Source organism: Sorangium sp. So ce145, assembly GCF_051525985.1.
Lineage (GTDB): Bacteria > Myxococcota_A > Polyangia > Polyangiales > Polyangiaceae > Sorangium > Sorangium cellulosum_B.
Genome location: NZ_CP150315.1, coordinates 10,574,778 through 10,591,668, shown reverse-complemented (window position 1 = coordinate 10,591,668; position 16,891 = coordinate 10,574,778). Strand labels below are relative to the sequence as shown.

The 16,891-nt window shown below is 72.0% G+C and carries 14 protein-coding genes; 12 read left to right on the top strand and 2 right to left on the bottom strand.

Annotated features, from left to right (window positions below; genetic code table 11):
- Positions 1–34 precede the first annotated feature (34 nt).
- Positions 35–1,036: a hypothetical protein gene (locus WMF34_RS39355; RefSeq protein WP_049876511.1), complete on the bottom strand. Its 1,002-nt coding sequence runs from the start codon at positions 1,034–1,036 to the stop codon at positions 35–37.
- Positions 1,037–1,358: 322 nt separating this feature from the next.
- On the opposite strand from WMF34_RS39355, the gene WMF34_RS39350 reads away from it, so the two are divergent.
- The 5 genes from WMF34_RS39350 (at position 1,359) to WMF34_RS39330 (ending at position 7,181) form a co-directional block, all read left to right on the top strand.
- A complete protein-coding gene (locus WMF34_RS39350) occupies positions 1,359–1,535 on the top strand; it encodes a hypothetical protein (protein ID WP_157907230.1) in 177 nt (58 codons plus the stop codon).
- 124 nt (positions 1,536–1,659) lie between these two features.
- Positions 1,660–3,051, top strand: a complete 1,392-nt coding sequence (locus tag WMF34_RS39345) for a DUF1501 domain-containing protein (RefSeq protein ID WP_012240357.1) — start codon at positions 1,660–1,662, stop codon at positions 3,049–3,051.
- Positions 3,048–4,259 (top strand): c-type cytochrome, encoded by a 1,212-nt coding sequence (locus tag WMF34_RS39340; protein ID WP_012240356.1) that lies wholly within the window; start codon positions 3,048–3,050, stop codon positions 4,257–4,259. The genes WMF34_RS39345 and WMF34_RS39340 overlap by 4 nt, the downstream gene beginning before the upstream one ends.
- Before the next feature lie 122 nt (positions 4,260–4,381).
- Positions 4,382–6,064 carry a metallophosphoesterase family protein gene (locus WMF34_RS39335; protein WP_012240355.1) on the top strand — a complete coding sequence of 561 codons (1,683 nt, stop codon included), beginning with the start codon at positions 4,382–4,384 and terminating at the stop codon, positions 6,062–6,064.
- A gap of 253 nt (positions 6,065–6,317) precedes the next feature.
- Complete coding sequence (locus WMF34_RS39330; protein WP_437991014.1) at positions 6,318–7,181, top strand: ribonuclease H family protein; 864 nt, start codon at positions 6,318–6,320, stop codon at positions 7,179–7,181.
- Positions 7,182–7,291: 110 nt separating this feature from the next.
- Here WMF34_RS39330 and WMF34_RS39325 read toward each other — a convergent pair whose 3' ends face one another.
- Positions 7,292–8,782, bottom strand: a complete 1,491-nt coding sequence (locus WMF34_RS39325; RefSeq protein ID WP_012240353.1) for a HEAT repeat domain-containing protein — start codon at positions 8,780–8,782, stop codon at positions 7,292–7,294.
- Positions 8,783–9,091: 309 nt separating this feature from the next.
- Between WMF34_RS39325 and WMF34_RS39320 the strand changes: the two genes are divergently transcribed.
- The 7 genes from WMF34_RS39320 (at position 9,092) to WMF34_RS39290 (ending at position 16,867) form a co-directional block, all read left to right on the top strand.
- Positions 9,092–10,198, top strand: coding sequence for a hypothetical protein (locus WMF34_RS39320; protein ID WP_437991013.1), 1,107 nt, complete (start codon positions 9,092–9,094; stop codon positions 10,196–10,198).
- Positions 10,195–10,818 carry an RNA polymerase sigma factor gene (locus tag WMF34_RS39315; RefSeq protein ID WP_437991012.1) on the top strand — a complete coding sequence of 208 codons (624 nt, stop codon included), beginning with the start codon at positions 10,195–10,197 and terminating at the stop codon, positions 10,816–10,818. Before WMF34_RS39320 ends, WMF34_RS39315 begins: the two co-directional genes overlap by 4 nt.
- A complete protein-coding gene (locus WMF34_RS39310) occupies positions 10,815–11,669 on the top strand; it encodes a hypothetical protein (RefSeq protein WP_437991011.1) in 855 nt (284 codons plus the stop codon). Before WMF34_RS39315 ends, WMF34_RS39310 begins: the two co-directional genes overlap by 4 nt.
- Before the next feature lie 61 nt (positions 11,670–11,730).
- Positions 11,731–12,456 carry a hypothetical protein gene (locus WMF34_RS39305; protein WP_012240349.1) on the top strand — a complete coding sequence of 242 codons (726 nt, stop codon included), beginning with the start codon at positions 11,731–11,733 and terminating at the stop codon, positions 12,454–12,456.
- A 184-nt stretch (positions 12,457–12,640) separates the two neighbouring features.
- Positions 12,641–13,432, top strand: coding sequence for a BPTI/Kunitz domain-containing protein (locus WMF34_RS39300; protein ID WP_437991010.1), 792 nt, complete (start codon positions 12,641–12,643; stop codon positions 13,430–13,432).
- 322 nt (positions 13,433–13,754) lie between these two features.
- Positions 13,755–15,464 carry a DUF1592 domain-containing protein gene (locus tag WMF34_RS39295; RefSeq protein WP_437991009.1) on the top strand — a complete coding sequence of 570 codons (1,710 nt, stop codon included), beginning with the start codon at positions 13,755–13,757 and terminating at the stop codon, positions 15,462–15,464.
- Positions 15,461–16,867 (top strand): DUF1552 domain-containing protein, encoded by a 1,407-nt coding sequence (locus tag WMF34_RS39290; RefSeq protein ID WP_437991008.1) that lies wholly within the window; start codon positions 15,461–15,463, stop codon positions 16,865–16,867. The genes WMF34_RS39295 and WMF34_RS39290 overlap by 4 nt, the downstream gene beginning before the upstream one ends.
- Positions 16,868–16,891: the final 24 nt, after the last annotated feature.

Sequence of the window (16,891 nt, the reverse complement as noted above, 5' to 3'; positions counted from 1 at the left end):
GCGCGCTGACGGCCCAAAGCGACCTCGCCGACGCTCACCATCGGACGCGAACCTCCGCGCCGTGCGCCGCCACTCGAATCTGCGTGTCGTTCGGCAACCAGACGTACACGAGGGTGGCCGCGCCTGCTGCCGCCCCAGCGATCAACGCGCTGGTACCCAGGAGATGCATCAGCTTCCCGCTGGCGGCAGGATCAATGACTTTATTGTAGTCGGGCTGAAATGTGGGATCGAGCTTGCTCATCGCCTGAGCGTGATACCAACCCGCCTTCGCCTCCTGCACGTACCCCTGCGCGCTCTGCAGGAACACGGCGCCCGCCACCAAGAACCCGACCGAGGCCACCGCGCCCGTCGTGACGATCCGGAGGTCCGGCCCGGGCCGGCCCGCGCCCTGCGGCGGCCCTTTTGGCGCCGCAGGCCCGGGCGCACCAGGCCCGGAAGCCCCCTTCGGCGGCTGAGCGTGATCCTTCGGCGGCAGCGCGCGCTCCTCCGGCGCTTGTGCCGGCTTGTCGAACGTGAGCGGCACCTCCTTCGACTCGCCCGCCTCCACCTTCACACCCGCGCGCGCGACCTGCCCCTCCTGCCCGACGGCCATCACCTCGTGCTGGCCAGGCCTCACGTAGATGCGGCTGCCGTCCTTCAGCCCCCGGCCGTTCACGAACATGCCCACGACGCCTGGCGGCGGCATGAGGATCACCTCGCCCACGCGCCGCCGGGCCCGGGCGAGGTCGGCGTGCCGGTGGTCATACAGGCGCCGCTCCACCTCCGTGCGCGGGGCCGGCATGTGCTCGACGCACTGCGAGAGCTCCACCACGGCTTCCTCCCAGCGGCCCATCCGCAGGTCGAGCTGCCCCATGTTGCACATCGCGACGTTCGACCGCTCGATATCGTACACCTCGCCCCACAGCTCCCGGGCTCGCGCGACGTCGAGCCGAGCCAGCGCCGCCCCGGCCTCGCGAATGAGCTCCTTGACGGCTCGCGAGCGCTTCGGAGGCGCCTCCGCACGCGCAGGAGCAGCCGCGAGCAGCACGAGGAACAACACTGCCCACGACGGAAGCCAGGATGCTGATCGAGGACCTCGCACGCTCCACCTCGGGCGCGCCAACGCACGTGACCGCGCGCCAGCGTCACGCTCGCTCTCTACCATCCACCGTGTGTGCCTGGCCAGCGTTCCCGGCGCGTGAGCGATGCCGAGAGGCATCTGGCGTTGCATTGCATTTTGGCGACGAAATTTCTCATCCCATCCGCATCGATCGCCGTCTCGTCCTTCCGAGATCGCACCCATGCGGAGGATGGCCCTTGGACGGGCGGTGCGAAGGAGGTCACAGCGCGCTACCGCCGGGTTAGAAGCCGACATCATCGTGCTGATTCGCGAACAGCGAGACGCGCACTCCATGGAAGATGGACGCCATGAAAGGCTCTTGGCCGCTTGCCGTGCCGTCGACGCGTGGCGCGAAGAGAACCCGGAGCAACTCTTGTCGAAGGAGCAAGTTGATGCCGCGCTGAGCGCGGAGCGCGACAGCTGGGGAGAATCGTGAGTCGAATCTAAGAGCCCCGATGAGCTCGTCCGTGTAGCGCCGATGCACGCGATGGCGGTCGCGTTCGGCGGCAAGGTCGTGCGGGCGCGCGCGGCCGCGGAGGGTATCCTGAGCAGCGCGCCCGATGCCTCGCCACGCCCCCCGCCCCCGCCGCCTCGCCGTCCCGCGCCGCGCGCTGCTCGAGGCCGCCGCGGGCGCGGCGCTCGCCGGTGTCCTCGGCCTGCCGGCGCGCGCGCTCGCCGCGCCGGGCAAGGCCGCGGAGGACGAGTTCTTCCTCTTCATCCACGCGTCGGGCGGCTGGGACGTGACGCTCTGGGCCGATCCTCGGAACGAGGCCAGGGGCCTCGTGAGCCCCGCGACGACCGACAACACCGACACCGCGGGGCTCCGCCTCTGGGTCGACGCGCCCGCGGCCGGAGGCGCGAAGAGCTTCGCGCCGGTCACGCCCAAGGGATCGAGCCTCGCGTTCGGCCCCGGCATCGGCGCCCTCGCGGACATGCACGACCGGCTGTGCATCCTCAACGGCCTGGCGATGAACACCGTGAGCCACCCCGACGGCACGGCGTTCTCGACCACGGGACGGCACCTCAGCGGCGGCCGCACCGTGGCTTCCAGCGTCGACGCGATCTGCGGGAGCGAGCTCGGCGCGGGCCAGACCTTCCCCGTCGTCTCGGTCCAGTTCCCCTCGGCGTTCGTCGGCGACCGCCTCGATCGGCGCGCCGTCCCGCTCATGGTCGGGGAGATCGGCACCCTCAGCCGCTCGCTCTCCCGCGCGCGCCACTACGACACCGACGAGGACCGCGCCGCGGTGACCGCGCTCCTCTCCGAGGAGGCCAGGGCCCTCGCCGCGCGATCCAGCCACGCCGACGCCCTGCGCGGCTTCGCCATCCAGGCGGACGGGCTGGGCAAGATGCTGAGTGCAGGCCTTCAGGAGGTGTTCTCCAGGGGCAAGCTCATCCAGGCGCACCCGGAGTTCAACCACGCGGCCCGCTTCGCCAGGCAAGCGGCCGTCAACGCCGCGTTCGCGATCGAGGCCATGCGGCGGAACGTGGTCCGCTGCGTGAGCTTCTCGAGCAGCGGGTTCGACACGCACACGAGCACCTACCGCCAGCACGCGGCCACCCAGCAGGAGCTGTTCGATCTGATCGCCGCCCTCCTCGGCTCGCTCGACAAGACCCCGCACCCGACCCGGGCCGGCAAGAAGCTCTCGGATCACACCCACATCCTCGTGACGAGCGACTTCTGCCGCACGCCTCAGCTCAACACGGCGATGGGCCGCGACCACTACCCCAACAACTCCGCCATGGTGATCTCCCCGCGCTTCCGCGGGAGCTTCGCGTTCGGCAAGACCGACCCGGAGCAGCTCCTGCCGGCCCCGGCGAAGACGTTCCAGGGCGGGCCGCGGCCGATCGCCCCGCCCGACCTGCTCGCCACCTTCCTGTTCGCCTTCGGCATCTCCCCGCGCGAGCACCTGCGCGACGGCGAGGTGGTGCCGGAGCTCCTCCGGTCGCCGTGACGCTCCTCCGCCGAGCGGCGTCCGCCGCCGCGCTGGTGCTCTCGTCCTCCGCGCTGGCGCTCTCGTCCTCGGCGCTGGCGCTCTCGCTCGCCGGATGCGCGGCGCAGGCCGCGGCGCCCCTCCCGCCGCTCGTCGTGCGCGAGGTCGCGTGGCCGTCCCCCGGGGAGCTCGGCCCGGTGCGCGCGGTCGCCGACGACGGGCGCCGCGTCGTGGTGTTCCACGACGGCGCCGCGGCCGTCTTCGTGAACGGCGCCCTCGCGAGGGTGGAGCGCGCGCCCCACCGCTGGGTGAGCGCCGCGGCCCTGCCCGCGCCCGACGGCTACGGCACGTGGATCGTCGGCGTCGACGCCGAGGGCCGGCTGCTGCGGCTGCCGGGCCAGGGGGCCTTCGAGGCCGTCTCCGACCGCTACGGCCTCGAGCGCGCCGCGGTGCGGTCCGCGATCGGCCTCGGCGAGGGCGGCGCCGCCTTCGCGCTGGACCGCGAGATCGCGGTGGCGGACGGCGAGACCGTCACGCGCTACGCGGCGGGCCCGCTCGCGACGTTCGCGGCGGGGGCCGGGCGCGTGGCCTTCGCGGCCGGGGGCGATGGGCTCGGCGCCCTCGATGTCGCCACGAGGGCGCTGCGATCGTACCCGCTCCCGGCGGACGGCGCCGCGCCGCTGCTCGCCCTGACCGGCGCGGGCGCGCTGCTCGCGGCGACGCCCGCGGCGCTCTACGCGGAGGACGGCGCCGGCGTCCTGCGCCTCCGGTTCCGGGCGCGCGCCGCGCTCCACGGCCTCGCCGTCTCCGGCGACCGCGCGTGGTTCGCCGACGGCGACGAGCTCGGCGTGCTCGAGCAGGCCGGCGTGCGCGAGACCCGCGGCGCGCGCCTCCCGCGGGCCGGCAGGCTCGTCGGCTCGCCGAGCGGCGACGTGTGGCTGCTCGCGTCGGGCGCCCTCCGGCGCTTCGCCGCAGAGGACGGCGGCGGGCCCGCCTGGGGCGAGATCGCGCCCGTGTTCGCCCGCGCGTGCGCGCGCTGCCACCGCCCGCGCGGCGAGGGCGGCGTCGACCTCTCCACGCCCGCGGCGTGGGCTTCGCTCCGCGAGGCCATCGCGCGCCGGGTCGTGGACGAGCGGAATATGCCGCCCCCGGGATACGCGCTGTCCGAGGCCGACCGCGCGCGGATCCGCGCCTTCGTCGGGCGCGCGGCGCCGCCCGCGCGGCGGTGATGTGGGATCGCCGCCGTGGCCGCGACGCGCGCTCGCCCGCGCGGCCGTGAGGCGCGCTCGCCGCCGCCGCGCGCCCGTCTTGCGCTACCCTGGGGCACCATCGCGAAGAGGAGAGCTGCCTGATGATGTCGTTCAGCCCGGATCCGCGCGTCGCAGAGCAGCAGATGCACGCCATCATCTACTACCTCACGGGGTTCGGGTACATCGACGGCGAGCTCGATCCGACCGAGAAGTCCTTCATCCGCGGCTACATCCACGACCTCGTCCGGCAGCGCGCGCGCGACGCCCTCGGCGGCGAGGCCCAGGAGAACCCGGACGTCGTCGGCCGGTGGACCAGCCACTTCCACGAAGTCTTCTCCGAGATCGACCACCAGATCCAGAGCCATTTCACCGAGAGCGTCGCCGAGGGAGAGGACCCGAGGGACTTCGTCCTCTCCAAGATCAAGCTCCGCTGCTTCGAGCTCCTCGACGGCTTCGACGACGACAACCGGAAGGCGCTGCTCGCGACCGTCGACGAGCTCATGCTCGCCGACGGCGTCGTCCACCCGAACGAGCAGCGGTTCCGCGACGAGCTCTCGTCGCTCCTGTCGGCGTCCCCGATCGAGATCGACGACGTCGACATCGAGACGATCGAGCAGGGCGCGGTGGTGATCGATCCGGCCACGCGCAAGCAGGCGCGCGAGGTCGATCACCCGTTCTTCAAGGCGTTCGAGTGGGACTACGCGAGCGATCCCGCCACGTTCGCGGAGCAGGCCAAGGTCGACATGGACCTGATGCGCCGGTTCGAGGCGAAGCTCGAGGAGCAGCGCGCGCGTGGCGCGGGCCGGCTCGACGGCGCCGCGGATCTCGCGGGCTTCGCCGGGCAGGCGCCCTTCCTCGACGGCCACGTCTACGTCGCCTCGCCCGATCCCGCCGAGGACGTCGAGCTCCTGGTCATCGGCGATCTGCACGGCTGCTACTCGTGCCTCAAGGGGGCGCTGATGCAGGCCGACTTCTTCGCCAAGGTGCAGGCCCACCGGGACGACCCCGCGCACAACCCGCGGATGCTGCTGGTGTTCCTGGGCGACTACATCGATCGCGGCAGGTTCAGCTACAACGGCGTCCTGCGCACGGTGATGCAGCTCTTCCTCGCCGCGCCCGACAACGTCTTCGTGCTGCGCGGCAATCACGAGTACTATGTCGAGCTGAACGGCCGCGTCCTCGCGCCGGTGCGGCCCTCCGAGGCGATGAGCTCGCTCGCGGCCATCGCGCCGAACGAGGTGTTCGCCGCCTACATGCGCCTCTTCGAGGCGCTCCCCAACATGCTGGTCTTCGACAGGATCCTCTTCGTCCACGCGGGGATCCCGCGCGACGAGACCATCGCCGCCCGGTGGACGTCGGTGTCCTCGCTCAACGACCCGGAGATCCGGTTCCAGATGCTCTGGAGCGACCCCAGCGAGGTCGACGCGATCCCCGCGGAGCTCCAGAAGTCCACGGCGCGCTTCCCCTTCGGCAAGCGGCAGTTCAAGAGCTTCATGCAGAAGCTCGGCTGCACCACGCTGATCCGCGGCCACGAGCGCGTCCCGGAGGGCTTCCGCGTCGTGCACGACGACCCCGACGGCGTGCTGCTGACCCTGTTCTCCGCGGGCGGGAAGACCAACGACGACCTGCCGGCGGCCAGCAACTACCGCGAGGTCACGCCGATGGCCCTCACCATCCGGTACAAGGGCGGCGTCAGCCAGCTGACCCCGTTCGCGATCGAGTACGAGCGGTACAACGATCCCAAGTACAACGCGTTTTTCCGCGAGCAGCTGCCGTCACTCTAGAGCGACAAACGGGTTGAAACCGCCAGAAGAGAGCAGAATTCGAACCGCCAAGGCGCCAAAGACGCCAAGAAAATCACAAAATCTTGGCGTCTTATGGCGCCTTGGCGGTTCACTTCTCGCTCGATCAACGTGATCGGTGTTCTAGGATTACGTACTCTGCGGTTGCCGACTGCACCGCCTCGCGGCCAAGCGGAGGCGCATGCAGCGCCGCGCGGGCCGACGGCAAGAGCGCTTTCCTGGGGGCACGACTGGGATGAACAGCCAGGGAGAAAGGGCCGGGGAATCGCGCTTCTGGGTCACCTGCTATACGGACGCGTCCTTCTCACCAATCGTGGCCGGCTGGGGCGTCTGGCTGAGGTCGACTCGCGGGAGGATCGTGCGGCACGGGGCCTGTCCACCGTATGTCAGCAGCGCCAACGAGGCAGAACTGGCGGCGATCTTCGCCGGGGTCTACCTGGCGCGGAAGGCGTGGGGCGAGGCTGTGCGCGGGCTCGTCGTGTACACAGACAGCCAGGCGGCTGTTCGCTTTCTGAGCGATGGAGCGCTTAAACCACGCATCCAGCGGAACGCTCCAGCGGTTGCAAGGCTGCGCGAGAGGATCAGGACGTTCTCGAACGAGCACGGGATCGAGATGGACCTTCGCTGGGTGAAGGGGCACCAGCGTACGAACACGGTGCGGGCGTACCTGAATGCGCGGTGCGATCAGTTGGCGCGGGCGGCGCGCGGCGTGGCGCAGGGAAGCGAGAAGCGCACTGTCGCCGAGAAACGTCGACGGGAGGCGGGGAGCGCCATCTCCGAGAAGAGCAACGGAACGCCGAACGTAGGCGAGCCGAGGGTCGAGAGATCGCCGCTGCGGTCGAGGAAGCAAAAGAACCGCGAGCGGCGACATCGAGCCCGCGAGAGAAACCGTGCAAAGAAGGTCGCCGGCGCCTCCAGTCGCGCCGAGCCTCGCGCGATCGAGCTTCCTGTTGCGTCGGGGCTCGACATTGGGGTGGAGGACAGATGTGCTCGAACTCGTGTGCGAGGCAAGCGCGATGATGACGAGCGCGCCGAACAGGCCGTTGCATCGGACGCACCGCCCCACTTCGCTCCGCTCAGCAGGGCGGTGCGCCGCTGAACGGCAGTCGTTGGGCCGGCAGAGCGCGGAGACGCAAACACAATCCCGACACAGGACGCTCGCTGTCGAGCGGTTCTGACCTCCGGAGGCCGCGCCGCGGTCGCCGCGCTTCAATGCAGCGCGCGGCGATCGATCGCCTCGATGGCCATCCGGGCCGTGTCGCACACGCGGTAGACGTTGCTGCGGGTGCCGGTCGCGGTGCGCTCGAACGGCTTGGTCTCATCCTCGAGCAGCCGCTCGAGCGCCGGCCGCACCCGCGCGTCGCCGACGTCGCCCAGCATGCGCGCGGCGTCCTGGCGCACGAACGGATCGGCGTGCCTCGTCAGCTCGGTCAGCACCTCGAAGCCCGCGGCGCGGTCCTGCCGGACGAGCGCCCGGCAGGCGCTCATCCGGTGGGAGCGCTCCTCGCCGAGCGCGAACGCCCGCAGCCGCTCCACGAGCGCCGGCGCGTCCACGTGGACGAGCACCTGCAGGCCGTACATCGCCACGCTCGGCTCGGCGTGATCGAGCATCGCCGTCGCGGCGGCGACGAACGCCGCGGCCTCCGACGGCGGCACGCCCCGGCTCGCCATGCCCGCGAGGCGCCAGCCCGCGTCCGTCGCCACGCCCTTGCGCGGGTCGCGGGCGCGCGGCGCGAGGTCGGCCAGCATGATCACCTTCGCCTCGTCCAGGGCGCGGAGGGCCGCCGACGCGATCGAGCCGTCGGCGTCGTCGAGCAGGGCGCGGACATCGGCGGCCCAGCGCGCGGGATCGCCCTTGCACACGACCTTCAGCGCCGCCCGGCGCGGCCCCGGCTCCGGATCGCGCAGGAACCGCCGCGCCCGTGCCCCCGCGCCGTCGTCGAATTTGCCGAGCACCTGGAGCGCCTGCTGCCGGACGCCCGCCTCGGGGTGATCGAGCCGCGCGATCACCAGCTCGAGCGTGTCCCCGCCCAGCCGCGGCAGCTGGCACATCGCCGCCAGCGCCGCCGCCAGGCGCTCGCCCCGGCGCAGCGCGCCGGCCAGCTCGGGCTCGAAGCCCGGCATGCCGGTGCCGAACCAGTGGAACTCGTACCCGGCGAGGAGCTCGTCGAGCCAGCGCTCGTACCAGTCGAGGAAGCCCTCGTTCTCGGGGAAATACGGGCGCCCGCCGTCGAGGTCGATGTACACCACCCGGCCGCGCGCCGGCCCGGTGACCACGAGCTGGCTGAAGTAGCTGCAGCCCTGCATGCCGAGGCTCAGCGTGCCCCGCAGCGCGCGGTCCATCGCCTCGCCCTCGCCGGGCAGGAGCACATCGAGCCAGTCCTTCCCGGGCGGCAGCGTGTCGGGGTGCAGCGGGCACGCGGTGTCGAGGTCGTCGATCGCCTCGTACCGCGCCTCGTCGCACTGCGCGAGCGTCAGGAGCCCGTAGAACGGCCCGGCCCCGCCGTGCCCCACGTGCAGGAGGAACGCGCGGTAGTCCTCGGGCAGCCGCGCCCGCCGCGCGGCCTCGAACGCCGCCACCTCGGCCTCGGTGGCCGGCGGCCTCAGCTCGAAGCGATGAGCGTCGCTGCCAAAACACGAGAGGCCCCGCTCCCGGACCGCGGTCAGCTTGGCGACTATCCCATCGAGGCGCTCGCGCACGGCCTCACGCTAGCACCCGCGAGCGCCGCCGCGCGCCCGCCGGATCACGGCGCCGGGCGCTCGACGGGGGCGGGCGTGGCGCCAGAAGGGCGCCGCGAGGCACGCGCGCCCGCCGCCTGCGGCTGCGCTGGCGGACGTGTCCCCGCGATCTCTGGTAGGCTCGCTGGCCGTCGAGCCGCGCCGGCCTCCCGAGCGGAGCGCAGGGCCTCCTGCGGATCGCGAAGGAGCCCGGCGCCATCGTCGTCCGCGATCCGCGGGACGTGATGGGCCCGCGCGACCGCCGCGGGTCGGACGTCATCGCTGCAGCCGATGTCCGCTTCGTCTCTTTCTTTCACCGCGCTCGCCGCGCTCGCGCTCGCCGCGACGGCGGCCGAGGCGCGCGCCAGCGCCGCAGAGGGCGCGGCGAACGCGGACGGCGTCGCGCTCGACTGGGTCGCGCCCGGAGAGTGCGCGGATCGAGGGCGTGTGCTGGCCGAGATCGAGCAGCGCCTCGGGCGGCCCGCGGGCGCGAGCGGCGAGCCGCCGCTCAAGGCGCGCGCGGTGGTGTCCCGGAACGTGCGCGGGTCGTGGGACCTCCGCCTCACGATGACGCTCGGCGAGACGGCACGGTCGCGCGAGCTCCACGGCGAGACCTGCGCCGAGCTCGCCGACGCAGCGGCGCTGATCATCGCGCTCGCCATCGATCCCGATGCGGCCAGCCGAGGCGCCGCGCAGGCGGATCCGGACGCAGGCGCGGCGCCGGACGCCGCCGCCGGCGCGGAGCAGGGCGCCGGCGCGGAGCCGGAGGCGGACGCAGCTCCGGACGCGCGCACCGCCGCCGAGGCGCCGCCCGCGGCCTCGCCCCCGCCGGACGCCAGCGCCCCCGCGGCCCCGGAGCGGCGCGCGGCGCGCCCGTCGCGCCCGCTAGAGCTGCGCGCCACGCTCAGGGCCTCCGGCGTCATCGATTCGGCCTCGCTCCCGGCGGTCGCCCCGGGCGCCAGCCTCGCCGCGGGCGTATTGCTCGAGGCCTTCCGCGCCGAGCTGTCCGGCACCACCTTCGGCGCACAGCGAGCGGTCGTCGCGGGGACGACGATGGGCGGCACCGTCCACCTGACCACCGGCGGGCTGCGCCTCTGTTATGCCGGGCGCTATCGCGCGTTCGAGCTCGGGCCCTGCGCCGGCATCGAGGTCGGCGTCATGAGCGCGGCCAGCTTCGGCGCGGCGTCGCCCGGCTCGAACCGGGCGCTCTGGGTCGCGCCGTACGCCGGAGCGCTCGCCATCTTTGCCCTCTCGGATCGGATCCGCGTCCCGCTGGTCCTCGACGTCCATGTTCCGGTGAGGCGCGATCAATTCGTTCTCGTCGGCATCGGCGCGGTCCATCGGAGCGCCGCCGCCGCGCTCCGCGCCTCGCTGGGGGTCGAGGTGCGATTTCCGTGACGGATCCGGACGGCGCCGGCCATGTACTTCGCGTGACGAGGACGTCCCCCGCGTCGGCGCTTCCCTTCGCGGGGTCCGTGTTCGATCCGCACTTCGGCGTCCACGACGGGCCCGTCTCCCTCGACTTCGATGCGGTCTACGACGAGCACGCCGACTTCGTCTGGCGAAACCTGCGCCGGCTCGGCGTCAGCGAGGCGAGCCTGGACGACGCCTTCCAGGACGTCTTCGTCGTGGTCCACCGGCGGCTCGGCGAGTTCGAGCCGCGGTCGAGCGTGAAGGCGTGGCTGTTCGCGATCCTTTGCCGGGTGGCGCGCGATCACCGGCGCCTCGTCCGGCGCAAGGGAGGGCTCGAGGAGCTGCCGGGCGGCGTGGCGGACCGCGCGCCGGGGCCGGCGGAGCGGCTCGAGCAGGTCGAGGCGCTGAAGCTCGTCGATGCGCTCCTCGCGGAGCTCGACGACGACAAGCGCGCGGTGCTCGTGATGGCGGAGATCGAGGAGCTGAGCGCGCCGGAGATCGCCGCGGCGCTCGACCTGAAGCTGAACACGGTCTACTCGCGGCTGCGCGCCGCGCGCCGCGAGTTCGAGCTGGCGCTGGCGAGGAGCGGAGGCGGATGGCCATGAGCGATCCGGGCGAGAAGGCGCGCGCGCTCCTGAAGGCGGCCCGAGCGGACGGGCTCGCGCCGTCCGACAAGGCGCGGCTCCGCGCGGCGCTCGCGGGCAAGCTGGCCGTCGGCGCGCCGCAGGAGCCGTCCGGGGAGGCGCCCACCTCGCCCCCGCCGCCGCTCGCGGGCAGCGGGGAAGGCGGCGTGCTCTCGGGCAACGCGGCCGGCGGCGTGCTCTCGGGCAAGGTGATCGCGGCGGGCGCGCTGATCGGCGCCGTCGCCTTCGCCGGCGGGTTCTTCACCGGCAGGGCGACCGTCGACGTCCCTCCGCCGGCCAGCGCAGCGCCGCCGGCGAGCGCGCCCGCGGTGACGCCGCGGGCGGCGCCTCCGCCCGCGGTGACGCCGCCCGCGGCGGCTCCAGTCGCCGCGCCGGCGCCGATAGCGGCGCCCTCGCGCGCCGCCCGCGCGGTCGCTTCCGCACCGCCGCGGCCGCTGGACCTGGGCGCGGAGGACGCCGCGCGAGCGCCCTCGACAGGCGGCGGCGAACGCGAGCCGGCGCGCCCGCGCGGCGGACAGCCGGCGACGCCGAGCACGCTCGCCGCGGAGATGGCCTTGCTGCGCGAGGCGCAGGACGCCGTGCGGGACGGCGATCCGTCGGCCGCGCTCGATCGCCTCGACGACCTCGGCGCCCGGTTCCCAGAGGGCCAGCTCCGCGAGGAGCGCATGGCCGCGCGCGTGCTCGCCCTCTGCGCGGCAGGGCGGGCGCCGGAGGCGCGCGCGGAGGCCGAGCGGCTCCTCGGCGAAGCGCCGGGCTCGGTGCACATGGGCCGAGTCCGCGCCTCGTGCGCGTTCCGAGAAAATCTCGACTGACAGAGACGGATGTTCCTCGCGCCGGCCATGTAGCGATGGACCGCAAGAGACAGGAGGAACCATGAATCGTTCGACCCGCGTCGCGCTCGCGTTGCTCTTCACGGCTGCCTCGCTCGGGAACACCGGCTGTCAGTCGCAGGATCTGCCCATCGGCAGCGGTGAGCCCAACCCCGACTCCAGCGCGGCCGCGCTGCTCATCGCGCACTGGGATGGATACGTCGAGAACTTCAAGTTCCGCTCGGGATCGGACGTGATCCAGATCGACATCGACACCGTGGAGGGCGCATCGATCCAGGGGAAGGTGCGCTTCGGCACGGGAGCCGCCATCCCCCCGGCCGTGGATCCGGACGTGGGCTATCCCACGTCGATCGCGCCGGGCGACTACTACGATACCGACCTGCCCTACGAGGGGTTCGATTTCACCATGCTCGATGCGCAGCTCACCGACCGCCGGCTGCGTTTCACCATCGATCCCCGAGAGCTCTGGACGGGCTGGTGCGAGCTTCAGACGTCGTACCTCATGCAGCCAGACTCGGACGCCTACCTCTGCATGCCCAACGGGGGGTGGGGAACAGGGGCCGCCGGCTGTACCCAGGACGGGCAGCCCGCCGACTGCGGATACATCGCGCTGTGTAGAATAGGCGTTTGCGATTGTGATGCATCCGGGTGCACCATCGATGTGCGCAACGCGGTCGCCTTCGATTTCGTCGTCGACCAGCAGAGGGCAGACGGCAGCATCGTGTTCGGGAGCACCATGTACAACGTCCGGCTGACGCGCGACCCCTGACGGCGAGCCGCTCGGGGACCGGCCGCCTCGACGACGCCGTCATGGTGTGCCGCGCCGTCTGGCACACCGAGGCCCAGCGCCCGCGCGATCCGGGCCGAGATCGGCGGGCGCACCGACCGGACGCCCAGGGCATGCGCGTTGCAACTCGCCCGGCATGTCTCGGCGCTTATCCCTGGGTCTTGGCTTGCTTACCTCCCTTCTGCTCGCCGCAGGCTGCTCCGGGAAGGTGGACCCCGCGGGCTCGGGCGGCGGGGACCCGGGCGGAGGCGGTTCGTCCGCGGAGACCGGCGGTGGCGGCGGCGGGGAGTTGCCCGTCCGGTGCCTGCTCCCGGCGGATCCTGGCCGGTGTGACGCCGCGTTCCCGAAATACCGGTACGACCCGGCCGCCGGCGCGTGCAGGGAGTTCACCTACGGCGGCTGCGAGGGCAACGAGAACCGCTTCGATTCCCTCGCCGCGTGCGAGGAGGCCTGTCGGGGCGAGCTGCCCGACATCGGCGTCTGCAACGCGCCGAGCGATTGCATCCTCGTGTCGCGGGGCTGCTGCGGCGCCTGTGACACGGCCAATGCCGAGAACTTCAGGGCCATCAACCGCGCCGGGACGAGGCTCAACGAGATCATCCAGGGGTGCGGGGGCGTCGCGTGCGGCGCGTGCCCGGAGGTCACCGAGGCGGAGCGCACGACCCAGTACTTCACCGCCACGTGCGAGGCGGGGCGCTGCGTCGTCCTCGACGTGCGCGAGTCGCCGCTGACGGAGTGCACGGTCGACTCGGACTGCGTCCTGCGCGACGGCCTCGGCTGCTGCGAGGGGTGCGACGGGACAGGCATCGTCGCCCTCAACCAGAGCGCGGAGCTCGATGCCCTCGTCTGTCCCGCCGGCATGGGCGCGTGCCCGCCGTGCGCGCCCGTGTTCCCGGACGGGATGACGGCGGTCTGCTCGTCGGGCAGGTGTCAGCCGCAGATGCCCGCGACGCCTTGAACGCCCAGGAGCGACCAGCGCTCCCGGCGTGCGTGATCAGGCGCTGTCTCCTGAATCGTGGATAACGCACTTCCCTGCGCCCACCTGGGCGCCTTTCCAGTCTGGGCGCGTCATCGCCGCGCTGCGCCGATTCCGGTGAACAGCTCCGGCGGATTGGGCGGGACCGGCGGAACCGGCGGAACCGGCGGAACCGGCGGAACTGACGGAACCGACCGCTCCACCGCCGCCTCGCATTGACGCTGGGCGCCTGGCCCCGATAGCCTGTTCCATGGAGCGCTCGTAGATTCTTCTTTCTTCGAGCTCATTCACGAAGGAGCTGCCCGTGAATCGAAGCACCCCGAGGATGCTGCTCGCGGCCATCGCGCTCTCCAGCGCGGCCGCGTGCTCGGGATCGTCTGGAGACGGCGGATCGAATCCGGGCGACGGTCCCGGCCCTGGTCCCGGCCCCGGCCCCGGCCCCGGTCCCGGCGCCCAGTGCGAGCCTGGCGTCACAGCGCCAGGCCCCACCCCGCGCCTGACGCGGCTGACGCACGCGCAGTACGACAACACCATCCGGGACCTCTTCGGCAAGGACATGAAGGCCTCGGCGGCGTTCCTCGCGGACCCGGCGTTCGAGGGGTTCAACAACAACGCCAAGGGGCTCCTCGTCTCCGACCGCCTCGCCCGCGATTACCGCCGCGCCGCGGAGACCATCGCGGCCGACGCCGTCGTCGACCAGGCCGTGCTCGGCAAGATCGTGCCGTGCGCGCCGGAGGGCGACGGCGCGGCCTGCGCCCGGCAGCTCATCCGGGAGCTCGGCAAGCGCGTCTACAGGAGGCCGCTCTCGGCGGAGCAGGAGGAGGCGTACGCCGCCGCGTACGCCCGCGGCAACGGCCTCTTCGACGCGGGCACGCCGTTCGAGCAGGGCGTGCGCCACGTCATCGAGGCGATGCTCCAGTCGCCGCACTTCCTCTACCGCATCGAGCTCAGCGAGGAGCTCGACGGCGCGGGGATCATCCCGCTCGACGCCTACGAGGTCGCGACGCGGCTCTCGTACCTGCTCTGGAACAGCCTGCCCGACGACGCGCTCCTCGAAGCGGCGGAGGGCGGCGCGCTGGGCACGCCCGAGGGCATCGAGGCCGAGGCGCGGCGCATGCTCGCCGACCCCAGGGCCACGAGCGCCCTGGACGACTTCCACGCCCAGTGGCTCCACATGAGCCGTTACGCGGATCTCTCGAAGGATCCGGCGCTCTACGAGGACTTCGACGCCAGCGTGTCCTCGGCCATGGCGGCCGAGACGAGGCAGTTCATCCGGCACGTCGTCCTCGAGATGGAGGGCGACTTCAGGACGCTGATGACGGCGCCCGTCGGCTTCGTGAACGACAGGCTCGCCCCGATCTACGGCGTGGAGGGGTCGTTCACGAGCGAGCTCGTGGAGACGCCGCTCGACCCGGCGGAGCGGGCGGGGCTGCTCACGCAGGCCGGCTTCCTGAGCTCGCACGCGTTCTTCAACAAGAGCTCGCCGATCCACCGCGGCGTGTTCATCCAGCGCCAGATCCTCTGCACCGACCTCCCGGACCCGCCGGCGGACATCAACACGACGCTGCCGCCCATTCAGGGCGAGATCAAGACGACGCGCGACCAGGTGGAGGTGCACACGTCGCCGGACGCGTGCAACAAGTGCCACGGCGTGATCAACCCGCCGGGCTTCGCGCTGGAGCACTTCGACGCGGTCGGGCGCTACCGCGCCGACGAGGACGGCGAGACGATCGACGCGACAGGCACGATCGCCGTCGGAAAGGCCGAGATCCGCTTCGACGGCGCCGTGGATCTCGCGACGCAGCTCGCGGAGAGCCCCGTCGCGCAGCGGTGTTATCTGACGAACTGGTACCGTTACGGCAATGCGCGCCAGCTCTCGCGCGAGGACGCGTGCACGATCGCCGAGCTCGACGAGAAGCTCGGCGCGTCCGGGTACAACATCAAGGAGCTGCTGGTCGCGCTCACGCAGACGAAGACGTTCAGGTATCGGGCCGTGGAAGAGGTGGACCAATGAATCGCAGAACGTTCTTGCGGGGCGCGTGCGGGGTGATGCTCGGCCTCCCGCTCCTCGAGTCGCTGCGCCCGCGCGACGCCAAGGCCGACGCGAGCGCGCCGCGCCGGTTCATCGCCTTCTTCATGTGCAACGGCGTGAACATGGCCAAGTTCTTCCCGAGCACGCAGTACGGCGCGCTGACGGCCGCCTCGTTCGGAGCGACGCGGGCGATAGCGCCCCTCGCCGCGTACCGGGACAAGCTCCTGATCCCGCGGGGCATCCACATGGTGCCGCGCGGCTACGGGTTCGACCCGAGCGCGGGCGACGACCACGCGAAGGGGATGGGTTGCAAGCTCACGGCGCAGCCGCTCGTCCAGGGCAGCCAGTACGCGGCGGGGATCTCGCTGGACCAGTTCATCGCGAACAAGATCAACCCGCCGGGCACGCCCGCGCTCACGCTGATGGTCGGGGCGAAGACGCCGAACGTGCGCGGGCACATCTCGTACACCGGAAGCGAGCAGCCCGTCAGCGGCGAGAACAACCCGTGGCTCGCGTACCGGGACCTGGTCGGCGGGACGGACCTCGAAGAGGAGGCGATCGTGCGGCTCACGAAGCGCCGCGAGAGCGTGCTCGACCTGGTCTCGGTCGAGTACGAGGCCCTGCTCAAGAAGAAGCTCAGCAAGGCCGATCGCGACAAGCTCGACATGCACTTCCAGACCGTGCGCGACCTCGAGGTGGGCATGGGCGGCTCGGGGATCATCCCGCGCGAGCTCTCGCCGGAGCGAGCGGCGGAGATCGAGGGGATCGACCCGGACACCGTGGCGTTCGACGCGGAGTTCAAGAAGGTCGGGCGGATGCAGATGGACATCCTCGCGCTGGCGATCGCGACCGGCGCGACGCGGTCGGCGACGCTGCAATGGGGCTCGGGCGCGGCGGGGCCCATCTTCAAGTGGGATGGGATGGCCCACGAGTACAACCACCACAAGCTCTCGCACGGGAACACGAGGGACGACGACACCGGGAGCACCGTCGACGGCTACGAGGAGATGCTCTTCGACATCGATCGCTGGTTCGTGGGCGAGTATGTCTATCTGCTCGACCGGCTCGCGGGCTACGAGGAGGGCGGGGCGACGGTGCTCGACAACAGCGCCGTCGTGTTCATGAACGAGCTCTCCGACGGCCTGCGCCACGATTTCCGCGACCTGCCGTACATCATCGCGGGGGGCTGCGGCGGCTACTTCAAGACGGGGCAGTACATCAAGGTGACGCGGCAGTCCAATACGGTGCAGGACAAGGACGCGCCCCACAACAAGCTGCTCACGACGCTCGCGAACGCGGTCGGCTGCACCGAGGAGGGCGGGGGGCCGATCACGAACTTCGGTTCCTTCGGCCAGCCCGGCGAGCTCGACGATCTCAAGGCCTGACCGGCACTTCCGGTCATATCGTAT

Coding starts and splice junctions, on each gene's coding strand:
- WMF34_RS39345 (WP_012240357.1), top strand. CDS start 1,660: ATGCCTCGCCACGCCCCCCGCCCCCGCCGCCTCGCCGTCCCGCGCCGC.
- WMF34_RS39335 (WP_012240355.1), top strand. CDS start 4,382: ATGATGTCGTTCAGCCCGGATCCGCGCGTCGCAGAGCAGCAGATGCAC.
- WMF34_RS39330 (WP_437991014.1), top strand. CDS start 6,318: ATGAACAGCCAGGGAGAAAGGGCCGGGGAATCGCGCTTCTGGGTCACC.
- WMF34_RS39320 (WP_437991013.1), top strand. CDS start 9,092: ATGTCCGCTTCGTCTCTTTCTTTCACCGCGCTCGCCGCGCTCGCGCTC.
- WMF34_RS39310 (WP_437991011.1), top strand. CDS start 10,815: ATGAGCGATCCGGGCGAGAAGGCGCGCGCGCTCCTGAAGGCGGCCCGA.
- WMF34_RS39305 (WP_012240349.1), top strand. CDS start 11,731: ATGAATCGTTCGACCCGCGTCGCGCTCGCGTTGCTCTTCACGGCTGCC.
- WMF34_RS39290 (WP_437991008.1), top strand. CDS start 15,461: ATGAATCGCAGAACGTTCTTGCGGGGCGCGTGCGGGGTGATGCTCGGC.